Genomic DNA, 14,721 nt, shown 5'->3' with positions numbered 1-14,721 from the left:
CGATTACAGAAAGGTGAGAGCAGGGAATGGATGTTGTGGATCAAATGAAATCATCCATGGGGATGAACGGCTTGCTGAACATTACCATTGTGCTGATGTGTATCGGCTGCTCATGGTGGGCGCTGCAGGAGCTCCAGCTGGACAAAATGCTGAAGCGCCCCCGCAGTCCGCAGAGCAAGCTGCTTCAAATTTTTCTTTCCATCGCCTTAGGCTATCAGGTAGCTAAATTTATCATTGATTATTTTCAATGGTCTACCTGGCTGCCGGGGATGTTTTAAAGCGCTCCGAAGAATAACCGAGGGGATATTTGTCAACAATGGTTAGTACAACCGTTGTAAATCCCTGAGCAGCTCCGAATAGTATCGTGAAGTACTCACAAATGAAATTTACATGCTGCAGATTCAATGCTAAACTAGAAAAAGTGTGCAAAGAAAACAGCGCGGAGGGGGACCATGATGAGCAAAATTATCGTCCGCGGCGGCCAGAGATTATCAGGCAGAGTCAGAATACACGGCGCCAAAAATGCCGTCCTGCCGATTATCGCAGCCTCTATATTAGGTACAGAAGGGGAAAGCGTGATTCATGACGCTCCTCCACTGGACGACGTGATTGTCATTAATCAGGTTTTGGAAAGTTTAGGCGTCGAAATTGAATATAAAGATGAAACGATACGCGTCAACGCGCGCAACATTCGTACCTGCGAGGCATCCTACGAGCTGGTTCGCAAAATGCGGGCATCTTTTCTTGTAATGGGACCTTTATTGGCCCGCATGGGTCAGGCAAGAATATCGCTTCCCGGCGGCTGCGCCATCGGCACGCGTCCTATTGATCAGCATCTCAAAGGATTCGAGGCCATGGGAGCGGAGATTGAGTTGGGTCAAGGCTTTATCGAAGCACGCGTTTCCGGACGTCTGAAGGGCGCCAAGGTCTACTTGGATGTAGCCAGCGTAGGGGCAACCGAGAACATTATGATGGCGGCTGCACTTGCTGAAGGCACGACGACGATCGAAAATGCGGCGAAAGAACCGGAAATTGTCGATTTAGCTAATTATTTGAATGCCATGGGTGCCAAAATTCGCGGAGCCGGCACGGGCTTGATCCGCATTGATGGCGTAGAGAAGCTGGTTGGAGCGGTACATACGGTCATACCGGATCGGATCGAAGCGGGTACTTACATGATTGCTGCAGCCATTACAGGAAGTGATTTGTATATCGACGGTGCCATTGGCGACCACCTGCGTCCTGTTATTTCCAAAATGCAGGAAATGGGCGTTCATGTCGAAGAGGACGAGAATGGTCTGCGTGTGTTTACGGATAAACCGCTTCGTGCGGTAGATGTGAAGACGCTCCCGTATCCCGGCTTTCCTACGGATATGCAGTCCCAGATGATGGCGCTGCTGCTTACGGCGGACGGCACCAGCATCGTGACCGAAACCGTGTTCGAAAACCGGTTTATGCATGTCGAGCAGATGTCGAATATGAATGCGCAGATCAAGGTGGATGGACGCAGTGCGGTGATCAGCGGAGGCAGCAGACTCCAGGGGGCGAAGGTATGTGCAACCGACCTGAGGGCCGGCGCCGCATTGATTCTGGCTGCACTTGTCGCGGATGGTGAAACCGAGATTACCGGCACGCATCATATTGATCGCGGTTATGTCGATATTACGGCGAAGCTGCGGCAGTTAGGGGCGAGTATCGAACGGCTTCCAGTGGAAGTGGCGGATTACGAGCCGAGTGAGGAATCGATTTCGATCTTCGCAGCGGCCCCGAGCTTGGCATAAACAACGTAACGTAAAGAGGAGATTCTCTCACCCAAAATGAGAGCGTCTCCTCTTTCTTTTTTTCACTTCTGCCTACAATGCAGTGAAAAATGGCGTCTGCACCGGGCGGATGAGCCGGATTCTTATCCTCGTAGAAGGTTCTATTCTATCTTTTCGGTTCATAAGATGATGTTACCTGCAGTCACAAGGTGCATGCAGTCTGAAGGTCTGGAGTTGTTATATTCACCAGACTTCTAGAATCGGCAGAAGATGGAGGAGCTGGAATGATTCAATTTCATAGGAAACGATGGATCCGATGGGCTGTGGTGTGTCTGTCCAGCTTCACTGTGGTCATTTTGCTCGTCCCCGCGATTCTCGTAAAAAGTCATGGTCCCTCTGCAGTCCCTACAGGGGTCGAGGCCCAGCAGGGAGCTATCTCGGAACAGCTGCGGGAAGAGCGGCCGTTTCTCATCCCTGTCTACTTGACCAAGCAGCGCAAAGTAGAACAAATTCCATTAGAGACTTACGTTAGGGGCGTTTTGGCAGGGGAGATGCCGATTGAGTTCGAACCGGAGGCCATGAAGGCCCAGGCGCTGGCTGCCCGCACGTATATCGTAAGGCGGGTCGTAGAGCAGGATTTTACCGGTATCCCGGCTGACGCTGCAGGAGCCTGGGTCACCGATACGGTCGCTCATCAAGCATATGTCTCCGATGAGGAGCTGAAGGAGCGTTGGGGCAAGGCCTATACGGATAACGCGGACAAGCTGGATCGGGCGGTGAGGGAAACGAGCGGGATGATCTTGACTTATGAAGGGAAGCCGATTCAGGCTACTTTTTTCTCAACAAGCAACGGCTATACGGAAAACTCAGAAGATTACTGGAATCAATATATTCCGTATTTGCGAAGCGTACCGAGCCCATGGGATGTGAGCCTCTCCCCCCGGTATAAGGAAACCGTCACGATGACCGCCAAGGAGCTTCAGAGCAGGCTGGGACTTCGAACGAGCGTTCCCGCATCCACCGGGAGCGGCATGAAAGTGCTGGAGACATCACAAGGGCACCGGGTTAAGAAAATGACCGTTGGCGGGACGATATTTACCGGCAGAGAGCTGCGGGAGAAGCTGGGCTTAGCCTCCTCTCAATTTCAGTGGAGCTGGAAAGGACGCGATGTGCTGATTACGACGTTCGGCTACGGACATGGGGTTGGCATGAGCCAATGGGGAGCGAACGGCATGGCACTGGAAGGCCGCAAGGCGGAGGAGATCGTCAAATACTATTACAAAGGGATTGCCATTCAGCCGGCAGACGCTTTTCTACCAAAGCCCTCTTAGCCCCTGTTTGATAGACAGGCTCCAAAGTCTGTTCTGACTTGGGATTGTATGCAATGGAGAAACCTAGTATTTTTTGAAAATATAATAAAAAAATAGATCACCTCGCGTATAAAACTCGTATCCGTGGCAACAATGGTTAGCGAGGTGATAAATCTATGAATGATCAAAAAAGAGATTTACAGACCAAAGAACAAGCTCCTAAACCAACTGAAGGAGCGCAAAGCAGTCCAACATCCGCTTGGAAAAGGTTACTAGCTAAAAAATGGGTGTTTCCTGCAACGTACATGGCAGCGGCGGCAATTATCTTAACGTTAATGTGGGTCTACCAGGATGCTGGCAAGTCCTCCCTGAAAGATTTGGGAATGGACAGCACACCTACGGTAACCGACAGCGTAATGGGCCCCGATGCTGTGAGTGTCAACGCTACTGCCGAAACGATGCAATGGCCGTTCAAGGATCGCAATGAGCTGGAAGTGGTGCTTCAATACTTCGATAGCAAAGCTTCGAGTGAAGTGCGTCAAGCCGCTATGGTGGAATACGGTCAAGAATTCACTCCTCATATGGGGATTGACTTCTCCAAGCCGGATGCACAGCCGTTCGATGTAATGGCCGCAATGAGCGGTAAAGTAACTGCGGTGGAAAAAAATCCGGTTGTGGGCAATCTGGTTGAAATTACGCACCCTAACGGATTGGTAACCGTATACCAAAGCTTGAGTGATGTGAAAGTGGCTAAAGATGCGGAAGTGAAGAAGGGCGACGTGATCGCCAAGGCAGGACGCAACGAGCTGGAGAAGGATCAGGGGAACCACCTGCACTTCGAGGTTCGCCAAGGTCAAGGCGGTCCGGCTTTGAATCCCGAAACGTTTATCTCCGGCCATTAATCTTCATTGGCTTACAAAAGGTTCAGGGGGCGCACAGACGCTCCCTTTTTTTTGTACCTGAACCCCCAAATGAAGCTTGTCCTTGAAAATAATTGGGTGGAATAGGCTTGTCACGCTTGGAAACAAAGAATATAAGTTAGCGCCCCTCATATAATGTACCAAACTAACTCGAGTAGGGAGGCGAGGGGAGTGCACGATTACATCAAAGAGCGAACCATTAAAATCGGACGTTGCCTGGTCGAAACGAAGCACACGGTTCGCACAATAGCGAAAGAATTCGGTGTTTCGAAAAGTACGGTGCACAAGGATTTAACCGAGCGATTGCCTGAGATTAACCCGGATTTGGCCAACCAGGTGAAGCATATCCTGGAATACCACAAATCGATTCGTCACCTGCGTGGAGGGGAAGCGACCAAGATCAAATACAGGAAGACCCGCAGTCCGAAATCTCAAGATAAACTCGTCACGGCGAAGTAACATGCAGCCTGTATTCGAGTTAGGCTCCTACAAACCGATCCGAACCGACACCGCGAAGCGATAATTGTCGAAAAAGTTGATCTGAAAAAGAGGAATTTTCAAATTTATAGCGAAATGTTCTATTTAACTATAATAGAGGTGCCGCTTCTGTTGAAGGAATGGACGGTTTTGTTTAGGGAGGAAATTTTCAATGTTGAGCAAGGATATTGGCATCGATCTGGGGACAGCGAACGTCCTGATTCATGTAAAGGGACGCGGTGTTGTGCTGGATGAGCCGTCCGTCGTCGCGATTGAAAGCGATACGAAGCGGGTGCTGGCTGTTGGCGAGGAAGCGTTCCGTATGGTAGGACGTACTCCAGGGAATATCGTAGCTATTCGCCCGCTGAAGGACGGCGTCATTGCCGACTTCGAAATTACGGAGATTATGCTGAAGTATTTCATCAATAAGGTTGGAGGAAAGCAGTGGTACAGTCATCCCCGCATCCTGATCTGCGCTCCGACCAACATTACATCCGTCGAACAAAAAGCAATTCGTGAAGCGGCGGAGCGCAGCGGGGCACGTGAAGTATTTTTGGAAGAGGAGCCTAAAGCGGCCGCAATCGGCGCGGGTATGGACATTTACCAGCCTAGCGGAAACATGGTTGTGGATATTGGCGGAGGGACGACGGATGTGGCCGTGCTTTCGATGGGCGATATCGTCACCTCCTCTTCTATTAAAATCGCGGGGGACAAGTTCGATTCCTCCATTATGAAATACATCAAGAGCAAGTACAAATTGCTGATCGGCGAACGGACCTCCGAGGACATCAAGCTGAAGATCGGAACGGTATCCCCGGACGGCCGGAGAGAAACGATGGATATTCGCGGCAGAGATATGGTGAGCGGACTGCCGTTGACCATCACGATCAACTCGCAAGAAATCCAGGAAGCGCTATGGGATCCGGTATCCTCGATCGTCGCTGCGGCGAAGTCCGTGCTGGAGCGTACGCCGCCGGAGCTGTCTGCAGACATTATTGACCGGGGTGTTATTTTGACTGGTGGGGGCGCGCTGCTGCATGGTATTGACCAATTGCTGGCGGATGAGCTCAAGGTGCCCGTATTGATCGCTGAGGACCCGATGCATTGCGTTGTTAAAGGCACTGGCATTATGTTGGACAACCTCGATAAGGTATCGAAGCGAAAGTTCTAAGCTAAATGTTTCATATTCTGTGTTTAAAAAAGACCCCATCCTGCCGATATACATTATATAAAAGCGGATGGGTCTTTTTTAAATATGACCATCGTCTGGGAGGTCCTATACACAATGCTAAGAGGTCTATACACGGCAGCATCGGGCATGATTTCACAACAGCGCAAGCATGACATCGTGACGAATAATATAGCTAACGTCAATACCCCAGGGTTTAAGCAAGGCAATGCCATTAACCGTTCGTTTCCCGAAATGCTCATTTCCCGGATTCGGGATGGACAAGGGGACACGGTAGGCCGGCTGAATACCGGCGTCATGGCCGAGGAGAATGTATCCGTGCATACCCAAGGAGATATTCAGGAAACGCACAATCCTTTTGACTTTGCACTTATTTCGAACATACAAGTCCCTGGAGCCCGTTTTGACGAGTCCGGCAAATATGTGGATGCGAATGGTCAGCGTATCATCCAGCCTCAAGCTTTGTTTACGGTGCAAGGGGCAAACGGGGAACAGCGTTACTCCCTTAACGGCAAGTTTTCCGTAGATGACACAGGGGCTTTGATTACGACGGACGGGTACCAGGTACTCGGTTCCAATGGACAGCCGATCGTATTGCGTGATCCAGCCACTCAAGCGCCTATTACGAATTTCCGGATTACGAACTATGGCCAATTTACAGACGCCAATGGCAATGCCATTCTGAATGCGAACAATCAGCCGGTCAGTCTGTTGATCAGCCGGATCGAAGATCCGAACCAGCTGGTTCGCGAAGGGAACGGGCTGTATCGTTTGAATGCGGGACAGGAAGGGCTGGCCAGAGCCATCAACCCGCAGGATCAAGTCGAAGTGCGTCAAGGCTACATCGAGCGTTCTAACGTCGATCCGGCCCAGTCGATGGTCGATATGATGGCTGCCGTAAGAGCGTATGAAGCGAACCAGAAGGTCGTTCAATTTTACGATAAAAGTATGGAGAAAGCCGTGACAGAGGTGGGCAGAGTATGAATAACTCCATGATCAATTCTTCCGTATCCATGCATGCGCTGCAGCAAAAGCTGGATATGGTCGCGAATAATATGGCGAACAGCAATACGACAGGCTATAAACGCAAGGACGCTTCGTTCCAAGACGTCCTTACCAGCGTGAAACAACAGCCCGCAGGCTTCCAGAAGGAAGGTCGTCTATCCCCGCTTGGCTACGATCAGGGGTGGGGCGCGAAGCTGGTCCAGGCTCAGTTGAATTTGGCCCAAGGCCCTGTTCAGGCTTCCGAAAGTCCGTTGGATTTGGCTTTGGAAGGCAACGGTCTGTTCGAGGTTAACAGCGTAACGAGAGACGGCAATAACAATCCGACGACGCTTACGGAATATACGCGCAACGGTTCATTTCAATTAAGCCCTTCTACCGATCCGGCCAATCCCGACCTCTTCCTGACAACGAAGGACGGACGCTATGTTATGGGAACGAATAATCAGCCGATTCGCATTCCGGGTAATCATCATGTTAAAATTGAAGCAGACGGCACCATCTGGGCTTCCGATGACGGAAACAAAGGGGCTGCTCCAGCGCAGGTGGGTCAGATCAAGGTCGTTCGTGTTCTGCGTCCGCAGCTTCTGCAGCAATTGGGTGATAACATGTACGCCCTCCCGGCAGGGGTGAACAATCCGCAGGATATTCTTCAGAATGTAACGGCTCCGGAGGCGCAGACGAACAACTTGACGGATCCGATTACAGTCCGGCAGGGGTTTTTGGAGCAATCCAACGTATCGTTAACGGACGAAATGACGGAGCTGCTTCAAATACAAAAAGCATTTCAATTGAATTCACGGGCGGTCAGCTCCTCGGATACGATGATGGGCCTGGCCAATAATCTGCGTGGTTAACCCGTTGGCTTGAAGTGAGGTAGGTATACATGACAGAAAACGAAGAGATTACTAAAAAACAGAAAAAGAAGGTCTCATCACCCAAGTGGAAACGCAGGCTGTTTCTAACCTGGAAGTGGCTGGGCATTCCCTTTCTGTGTGTTATTGGTCTCGGGGCAGGTATGGTGATCGGCTATGTCTACTTAGGCAAACGACCGATGGAAGAGGTATATGAATTCGATACTTGGCGTCATATATACGATCTGGTTTTTTCTGAAACATAAGAATAACGTGAAACGTTGACTCCCTTTTGCAGGGAGTTTTATTTTTGCCATAAGAACGGTATAATGTAAGGATGGGACGAATGCCCAAATCACGTGGAGGGGGAGTCTTTTGCGTGTGGAATGTACCGAACCTGCTTACGTTGGGCCGGTTTATGCTGATTCCCGTATATTTGCTTGTCTTCGAAGCCGGTTACACGAAAACGGCGTTTCTCGTCTTTTTATTGGCGGGACTGACCGATGTGTTGGACGGCTATATTGCGCGCAAGCGAAAGCTGGTCACTCAGCTTGGCAGTATGCTCGACCCGCTGGCGGATAAGTGTATGATGATTGCTGTCATTTTGTCATTGGTCTTCTCCGGCATGATCACCTGGGGGGCGGCATTAGCCATCTTTTTACGGGATGCGGGTATGATTGTAGGCTCGGCGATCTTTCATTTCCGCGGGAAGCTGACGGTACCAGCCAATAGCTTGGGGAAGCTAACGACGGTTCTATTCTACATCGCCATTCTGCTGGTTATTTTCCGGCTGCCTTATGCCCACGCATACTTGTGGTTTGTCGTTGCCGTATCCTTCCTGGCGTCGATTATTTACATTGTTCAATTCAATTTGCTTAATAAGAGAAAATCGAAATCGAATGTACCTTTATAACAGGGAAAAAGAGCTTAAGTTCAGAACGCCATATGACGGCATTGCTGTACGTAAGCTCCCTTATATCAACCTTCATTACTGCAGCTCATGAAGGATACTTGTAGTGTAAGTTGAATGAATTGTTTTTATACTAAATTTCGGAAGGAGCATTTGTACGTGTTAGATATTATGCAAATTCAAGAGATCATCCCTCACCGCTATCCCTTTTTGTTGGTGGATCGCATATTGGAGGTAGAAGCGGGCGTAAGAGCGGTAGGGCTCAAAAACGTATCTGCCAACGAATCATTTTTTGCAGGACACTTTCCATCCTATCCCGTTATGCCGGGTGTGCTGATCGTGGAGGCTTTGGCTCAGGTCGGTACGGTGGCTATGCTTCAGGTAGAGGAAAACCGCGGCAAGCTCGGCTTTTTTGCAGGCATCAACGATTTCCGGTTCCGCGGGCAAGTCGTTCCAGGCGATACGTTGACGCTTGAGGTGACGATTACCCGGTTAAAAGGAAGCATCGGCAAAGGACAGGCCGTAGCGAAGGTTGGAGATAAAGTGGTGGCAGAGGGCGAATTAATGTTCGCTTTGTCTGACAAAAAATAAACTGCCAAGCAAAGGCGAAGGAGATGGAGTATGAGTACACAAATTCGAGTTCAGGAACAATATGATCTATGGTTGCAGGATCCAGCTATCGATCAGGATACCAAAAACGAACTGAAATCGATCGGGGACCAACCGAAGGAAATCGAAGACCGTTTTTACCGTGACTTGGAGTTCGGAACCGGAGGGTTACGGGGGGTTATCGGTGCAGGGACGAACCGGATGAACTTGTACACCGTTGGCCGTGCCACGCAAGGCTTGGCGCAATTTGTTAAACAATCGGGTGCTGCCAACCCGTCTGTTGTGATTGCTTATGATTCCCGGAACCAATCTCCGGAATTTTCGTTGGAGGCTGCCAAAGTTTTGGCGGGCAACGGCATCAAAGCTTATGTATTCGAATCGCTTCGTCCGACACCGGAGCTTTCCTTTGCAGTCCGGGAGCTTAAGGCAACTGCAGGCATCGTCGTCACGGCAAGCCATAATCCGCCGGAATACAACGGGTACAAAGTATACGGTGCAGATGGCGGACAGCTGGTGCCGGATCAAGCCGAGCGGGTGATTGCCGAAATTCAGCAGGTGCAATCGTTTGCCGACGTGAAACGGGAGACACGCGCACAAGCAGAGGCGGCAGGTTTACTGCAATGGGTAGGTCAAGAGCTGGATGTCGAGTATGTGCAAGCCGTCACATCGGTCAGCCTGAACCGGGATATCGTGAAACAAGTGAATGACGATTTCCGTATCGTGTTTACTCCGCTGCATGGTGCGGGCAACCTTTCCGTTCGTGCTGTTCTGAGCGAGATCGGATTCGATCATGTTCATGTCGTTGCCGAGCAGGAGCAGCCTGACGCGCAATTTTCTACAGTGAAGTCACCTAACCCTGAGGAGAGAGCGGCCTTCACTCTGGCGATTCAACAAGCGAAAGCTTTGAATGCAGACATCATTATCGGAACTGACCCGGACTGCGATCGGATGGGGGCTGTCGTGAAGGATGCCTCCGGCGAATATTTTGTACTGACAGGTAATCAGTCCGGTGCCATTATGGTTGATTATTTGCTGAGCAGCTTGAAGGAACGCGGGCAATTGCCTGCGAATGGCGTCGTCATCAAGACGATTGTAACCAGTGAAATGGGTGCGGCTGTCGCGGCGCATTATGGTGTTCCTACATTAAATACGTTAACCGGTTTTAAATATATCGGTGAGAAAATGACACAATTCGATTCGACCGGGGAGTCGACCTTCTTGTTCGGCTATGAGGAAAGCTACGGCTATCTGGCCGGAAACTACGCGAGAGACAAGGATGCAGTCATTGCATCGATGCTAATCTGCGAGGCAGCGGCTTATTACAAAAGCCAAGGCAAGACGTTGTACGAGGTGCTTCAAGAGCTGTATGAGCGCCACGGCTATTTCCTGGAGAAGCTGGAATCCCGCACAATGAAGGGCAAGGACGGCGTTGAGCAGATCCAGTCGATCATGCATGATTGGCGTACAAACCCGCCTGCAGACATTAACGGTCAGGCCGTTGTGAAGGTGGAGGACTTTTCGCAGGGCCTATATGGCTTGCCGGTTGAAAATGTTTTGAAGTATACGCTGGCAGATAACTCGTGGTTCTGCTTGCGTCCGTCCGGTACAGAACCAAAAATCAAAGTATATTTTGCTGTATGCGGCACTTCCGCGCAAGCAGCCACTGACACGATTCATGGATTGGTAACCACCGTCATGAGCCGGGTAGATCATAAATAACGGTAGGAGTGGACGTGTTGAGCGGGCGTTACTTGCAATGGAACAAAGTATTCAGCAACTGTTTGTGGTGGCTGGTCATCCTCGGGATGCTGGCCGCCCTTCCTGTAGCTTATCAGAGGCATGAAACAGAGCATAATACCGGCCGCAAGGTTGAGTTTGTCTTCGATTACCGCGATTTGTTGGAGATTTCGGATACACAGACCGATCCCCGCAAATTTGTAATGGATCAGCTGCGCAATTTGAAAAGTGCCGGCGTAAATTCGATGGCAATATACGAATCGACCTTGAACGAGCTGAAGCTAAGCCGCCGTATTGAGGTGTTTTCTTCTCATGAAGCCACGGCTTTGACCCAGAGTCCGATTTCGCCGAACGAGAATTTTACTTATGTCTTGTTCACGGAGAAGGAGTCGCAGGAGAAGCTGCAGGCTTTAATCAGCAGTACGTTTAACAGTCTAAATGTGAAAATGCGTCCGTGGAGCTTCAAAAACCAACCCGGCATGATCATCGAGATGGGCTTGGACGAAGCGGGGCTAAAAACGATGGACCCGGATCCGATCACAATGCAAATGCTGAAGGAGCAAAAGTTCCAAGTGGTCGTCCGTATGTCGAACCGCAGACCTTTTGATGCTGCACGGATGGATACGCTGCTAGGTCAACTGGAGCAATACGGCATCAAACGCTTTATTGTTGATGGCGAGACGGTCCCTGGCTTTGTAAGTGAATCGAAGCTTGATCATCTGGATGTAATGGCTGAGCTGATGAACAAGCATCACATGGGACTGGCCAATATCGAGCTTCAAAAGGCACAGCAAAAGGGCTTTAACTATTTGGCTAAAAAGCTTTCGTATAACGTGGTTCGTCTCCACTCGTTTACGGAGAAGGACGGCGAGAAATTAACGGAGAACTTGACGGAGGCCGAATTGAATGAACGGATTCAAGGCGTTGCGGACCGGTTCGTATTAGCCGCCAAAGACCGGAATATCCGCATGGTCTTCTTGAATGCACGTGCCGTTAAAAATTTGGATAAAGGGAAAATCCTGAATCCGCTGGATTCTATCTATGCCAGCCTGAAGGGTGAGGACGGAGCCGTCCCTCGTATAGAAAAGGCCGGTTATACGATAGGGATAGCAGAGAAATTCCAGCCGCAGTATTCCGGATGGCAGAAGGCTGCCAAAGGGGTAGCGTGGGCCGGAGCGATTGCCCTGATCACTCTTATGGTCTCGTATTTCATTCCCGAGCTGGCTCTTCTTGTTTTTGTAGTGGGCATGATCGGTTCGGCAGGGCTGTTTGTCCTCTCATCCAATTTGTTTGCACAAGCATTGGCTTTGGGGGCGGGAACCAGCGCTCCGACGCTAGCCATTTGTCATGCTATTCGTACGGGGAGAAGAAAGCTCGGCAGCGTATCATCGATAGGCTCGCGAATCGGCTTCGCGTTAGGACTGCTGATTCGGACATCGCTTATTTCCGTGATCGGTATTTTCTTTATCGTTGGCTTCCTGAATTCCATCATTTACACTATTGTGATTGACCAATTCAGGGGCGTAAGCGTGCTTCACCTGCTGCCTATTGTTCTAGCTGCGCTGTATTGGCTTCTTTTCAGCGAAGGGCTTTCCTATCGCGAAATGATGAACCGGGGACAAAAGCTTCTCACTTCCTATATAAGTGTGCTATGGGTTATCGCTGCTGCTGCCATTGTGGGAGCAGGCATGTATTACTTATCGAGAACGGGTAATGAGGGTCAAGCCTCTGCGTTTGAGCGGTACTTCCGCTCGTTCCTGGAGAACACGCTGGGTGTACGTCCAAGAACGAAGGAGTTCTTGATCGCTCATCCTCTGTTTCTTCTCGGTGCCTATCTATGTGTAAAATATCGCAGCGCTTTAATTCTGCTGTTGATTGGTGTTGTCGGACAGGCCTCGATCGTAGATACTTTTGCACATCTGCATACGCCGCTGCAAATTTCTTTAACCCGGATTATTTACGGGCTATCGTTCGGTATTCTGATCGGCGTTGCTTTGATTATTGTTTGGGAGATTGTGGTAAGGAGTTGGCGTCGTTGGGTACCACCGCTGCTGGTAAGAAAATAATCATCTCCGGTTATTACGGCTTTGACAACAGCGGGGATGAGGCCGTACTGCTGTCCATTTTGTTAGCACTTGAAGAACAGGGGAAAGCTAACGGTATTCGCTTGCAGCCTGTTGTTCTTTCGGTTGATCCGGAGAAAACAAAGCGTACCTACGGTGTAGAAGCTGTGCATCGTATGAAGCTGGGACAAGTCATCTCAGCCATTCGCGGTGCAGACGGGCTTATTAGCGGCGGCGGCAGCTTATTGCAGGATGCGACGAGTGCCAAGACGATTCCTTACTACCTGGCAATTTTGAAAATAGCTCAATGGTTGGGGAAGCCCACTTTTATTTACTCGCAGGGAATAGGTCCCGTGCAGAGACGCATGTTTTTCGGATGGATTCGAAACGTATTCAATCGGAGCCGTTTCATATCAGTCCGGGATCAAGAGTCAAAGGAATTACTCCATCGGATGAAGGTTACCCGTGACATTGCTGTCGTTCCCGACCCGGTTATGGGTCTCCCGCTTGGGCAAACCGCTGTGGCATCGTTATCGTCTCATGATAAACCTAAGCAGGTGATAGGGGTATCGGTGCGCTACTGGAATTCCGACCGGTCCGAGCTCAAGGCCATTGCTGATGCATTGAAGCTCATTCTGGGGCAGTCTGATGCAGAGATTCGTTTTCTGCCATTTCATCTGCCATCGGATACCCAGGCCTCTGAAGAGATCATCGCCTTGATGGGCAATGAATACGGAGACCGCATAACTGTTGCAGATCATTTAACGCATCCGCAGCAGATGCTGGGTGAGGTGAGCCGGTGTGATTTGTTAATTGGCATGCGGCTTCACTCTTTGATTTATGCAGCATCGCAGGAGGTGCCAATGTTAGGTATCTCCTATGATCCGAAGATCGACCAGTTTTTGAATCGATTGCAGATGACAGCTGCTGCAAGCACACAGAATATTCAAGCAGCCGCGGTTGCGGAAGAGGCATTGCGCTTATTAAATAACCGCGCGTCATGGCAGGCTGAGAAGCGTGCGACGATCGAAAAGCTGAAAAGCGAAGCGCAAAGGCCTGCGCAGCATATTGCATTATTTTTTGCCAAAGGAAGGGATACCAAGTGAGCACACCCAAAGTTTCGATATTCGGCGTTCCCTTCTCCAAGCTGAGCATGAAGGACACGGTAGCTCTCATTACGCGAATGATCGAATCTGGCAGGCCGCACCAGCTCATTACCGCCAACCCGATTATGGTGATGACGGCGGTGGAGGATCAGGCTTATCTGCAAATGATGAAGCAGGCGGATCTGATTGTACCGGATGGTGCCGGTGTTGTTTGGGCGGCCAATTACGTGGGTAATCCAGTAGCAGAGCGAGTGACAGGGTTTGATTTAATCCATCACTTGTTCGAGATCGGTCAATCGAAGGGCTGGAAAGTGTACTTGGTGGGTGCATCAGCAGAAATCATTGAGGCCGCGGCGCTCCAAATTAAGGAGCGTTACCCCAAGCTGCAGCTTGTTGGCTACCGAGATGGATATTTTCAAGCCGATCAGGATCAAGAGGTCATTGAGAATATTCGTGCCCATCAACCGGACATCCTATTGGTAGGACGTTCAGCCTCGGGACAGGAGCCTTGGATTGCCAAGTACAAGGAACAGCTGCAGGTACCTGTCATTATGGGGGTCGGAGGAAGCTTCGATGTCATTTCGGGCAAGCTGAAGCGAGCGCCTAAGCTGTTCCAAAAGCTAAAGCTGGAATGGTTTTACCGACTGCTCCAAGAGCCTTGGCGGTATAAAAGGATGCTCGTTTTACCGAAATTCGTCATGAAAGTAATACGTGAGAAGGAAAATGTACAGAAACCTTGAAAATCGCGATGAAAACAGCGCAATACCGGGCATTTTTCCTGAAA

15 protein-coding genes are annotated in these 14,721 nt (G+C 50.1%); all 15 read left to right on the top strand.

Translation table 11 applies throughout. From position 1 onward, the window contains the following. Positions 1-26 precede the first annotated feature (26 nt). A complete protein-coding gene (locus CF651_RS10705) occupies positions 27-278 on the top strand; it encodes a DUF1146 family protein (protein ID WP_094014849.1) in 252 nt (83 codons plus the stop codon). Between the two features lie 177 nt (positions 279-455). Continuing rightward, positions 456-1,781 (top strand): UDP-N-acetylglucosamine 1-carboxyvinyltransferase, encoded by a 1,326-nt coding sequence (murA, locus tag CF651_RS10700; RefSeq protein ID WP_094014848.1) that lies wholly within the window; start codon positions 456-458, stop codon positions 1,779-1,781. Between the two features lie 263 nt (positions 1,782-2,044). Next, on the top strand, positions 2,045-3,091 hold the full coding sequence (spoIID, locus tag CF651_RS10695; RefSeq protein WP_094014847.1) for a stage II sporulation protein D: 1,047 nt from the start codon (positions 2,045-2,047) through the stop codon (positions 3,089-3,091). A gap of 155 nt (positions 3,092-3,246) precedes the next feature. Beyond that, the gene (locus CF651_RS10690; protein ID WP_094014846.1) at positions 3,247-3,972 is read left to right on the top strand and encodes a M23 family metallopeptidase; all 726 of its coding nucleotides are present in this window, start codon (positions 3,247-3,249) and stop codon (positions 3,970-3,972) included. 189 nt (positions 3,973-4,161) lie between these two features. Then, positions 4,162-4,449, top strand: a complete 288-nt coding sequence (spoIIID, locus tag CF651_RS10685; protein ID WP_094014845.1) for a sporulation transcriptional regulator SpoIIID — start codon at positions 4,162-4,164, stop codon at positions 4,447-4,449. A 190-nt stretch (positions 4,450-4,639) separates the two neighbouring features. Continuing rightward, the gene (gene mreB / locus CF651_RS10680) at positions 4,640-5,638 is read left to right on the top strand and encodes a rod shape-determining protein (RefSeq protein WP_094014844.1); all 999 of its coding nucleotides are present in this window, start codon (positions 4,640-4,642) and stop codon (positions 5,636-5,638) included. Positions 5,639-5,752: 114 nt separating this feature from the next. Then, a complete protein-coding gene (locus tag CF651_RS10675) occupies positions 5,753-6,640 on the top strand; it encodes a flagellar hook-basal body protein (protein WP_094014843.1) in 888 nt (295 codons plus the stop codon). Continuing rightward, on the top strand, positions 6,637-7,515 hold the full coding sequence (locus CF651_RS10670; RefSeq protein WP_094014842.1) for a flagellar hook-basal body protein: 879 nt from the start codon (positions 6,637-6,639) through the stop codon (positions 7,513-7,515). Before CF651_RS10675 ends, CF651_RS10670 begins: the two co-directional genes overlap by 4 nt. A 29-nt stretch (positions 7,516-7,544) precedes the next feature. After that, a complete protein-coding gene (locus CF651_RS10665; protein ID WP_094014841.1) occupies positions 7,545-7,778 on the top strand; it encodes a DNA-directed RNA polymerase subunit beta in 234 nt (77 codons plus the stop codon). 113 nt (positions 7,779-7,891) lie between these two features. Beyond that, the gene (locus CF651_RS10660) at positions 7,892-8,425 is read left to right on the top strand and encodes a CDP-alcohol phosphatidyltransferase family protein (RefSeq protein ID WP_094014840.1); all 534 of its coding nucleotides are present in this window, start codon (positions 7,892-7,894) and stop codon (positions 8,423-8,425) included. A gap of 156 nt (positions 8,426-8,581) precedes the next feature. Further along, positions 8,582-9,013 (top strand): 3-hydroxyacyl-ACP dehydratase FabZ, encoded by a 432-nt coding sequence (fabZ, locus tag CF651_RS10655; RefSeq protein ID WP_094014839.1) that lies wholly within the window; start codon positions 8,582-8,584, stop codon positions 9,011-9,013. A gap of 30 nt (positions 9,014-9,043) precedes the next feature. Further along, entirely contained in the window at positions 9,044-10,750 is a 1,707-nt protein-coding gene (locus tag CF651_RS10650) for a phospho-sugar mutase (RefSeq protein ID WP_094014838.1), read from the top strand. 17 nt (positions 10,751-10,767) lie between these two features. Continuing rightward, on the top strand, positions 10,768-12,834 hold the full coding sequence (locus CF651_RS32240) for a DUF5693 family protein (protein ID WP_179232765.1): 2,067 nt from the start codon (positions 10,768-10,770) through the stop codon (positions 12,832-12,834). Beyond that, positions 12,804-13,937 (top strand): polysaccharide pyruvyl transferase CsaB, encoded by a 1,134-nt coding sequence (gene csaB / locus CF651_RS10645; protein WP_179232764.1) that lies wholly within the window; start codon positions 12,804-12,806, stop codon positions 13,935-13,937. The genes CF651_RS32240 and csaB overlap by 31 nt, the downstream gene beginning before the upstream one ends. A 47-nt stretch (positions 13,938-13,984) precedes the next feature. Continuing rightward, positions 13,985-14,677, top strand: coding sequence for a WecB/TagA/CpsF family glycosyltransferase (locus tag CF651_RS10640; protein ID WP_094014901.1), 693 nt, complete (start codon positions 13,985-13,987; stop codon positions 14,675-14,677). Positions 14,678-14,721 lie beyond the last annotated feature (44 nt).

It is taken from the genome of Paenibacillus rigui, from assembly GCF_002234615.1.
GTDB lineage: Bacteria > Bacillota > Bacilli > Paenibacillales > NBRC-103111 > Paenibacillus_S > Paenibacillus_S rigui.
Note: the sequence above shows the minus strand (reverse complement) of the source record. Positions and strands in the feature narration are given on the sequence as shown.

Bases quoted from the DNA above. Each gene is read 5' to 3' on its own strand.
- CF651_RS10705 (WP_094014849.1), top strand. From the start codon at position 27: ATGGATGTTGTGGATCAAATGAAATCATCCATGGGGATGAACGGCTTG.
- murA (WP_094014848.1), top strand. From the start codon at position 456: ATGAGCAAAATTATCGTCCGCGGCGGCCAGAGATTATCAGGCAGAGTC.
- spoIID (WP_094014847.1), top strand. From the start codon at position 2,045: ATGATTCAATTTCATAGGAAACGATGGATCCGATGGGCTGTGGTGTGT.
- CF651_RS10690 (WP_094014846.1), top strand. From the start codon at position 3,247: ATGAATGATCAAAAAAGAGATTTACAGACCAAAGAACAAGCTCCTAAA.
- mreB (WP_094014844.1), top strand. From the start codon at position 4,640: ATGTTGAGCAAGGATATTGGCATCGATCTGGGGACAGCGAACGTCCTG.
- CF651_RS10675 (WP_094014843.1), top strand. From the start codon at position 5,753: ATGCTAAGAGGTCTATACACGGCAGCATCGGGCATGATTTCACAACAG.
- CF651_RS10670 (WP_094014842.1), top strand. From the start codon at position 6,637: ATGAATAACTCCATGATCAATTCTTCCGTATCCATGCATGCGCTGCAG.
- CF651_RS10665 (WP_094014841.1), top strand. From the start codon at position 7,545: ATGACAGAAAACGAAGAGATTACTAAAAAACAGAAAAAGAAGGTCTCA.
- CF651_RS10650 (WP_094014838.1), top strand. From the start codon at position 9,044: ATGAGTACACAAATTCGAGTTCAGGAACAATATGATCTATGGTTGCAG.
- CF651_RS10640 (WP_094014901.1), top strand. From the start codon at position 13,985: ATGAAGGACACGGTAGCTCTCATTACGCGAATGATCGAATCTGGCAGG.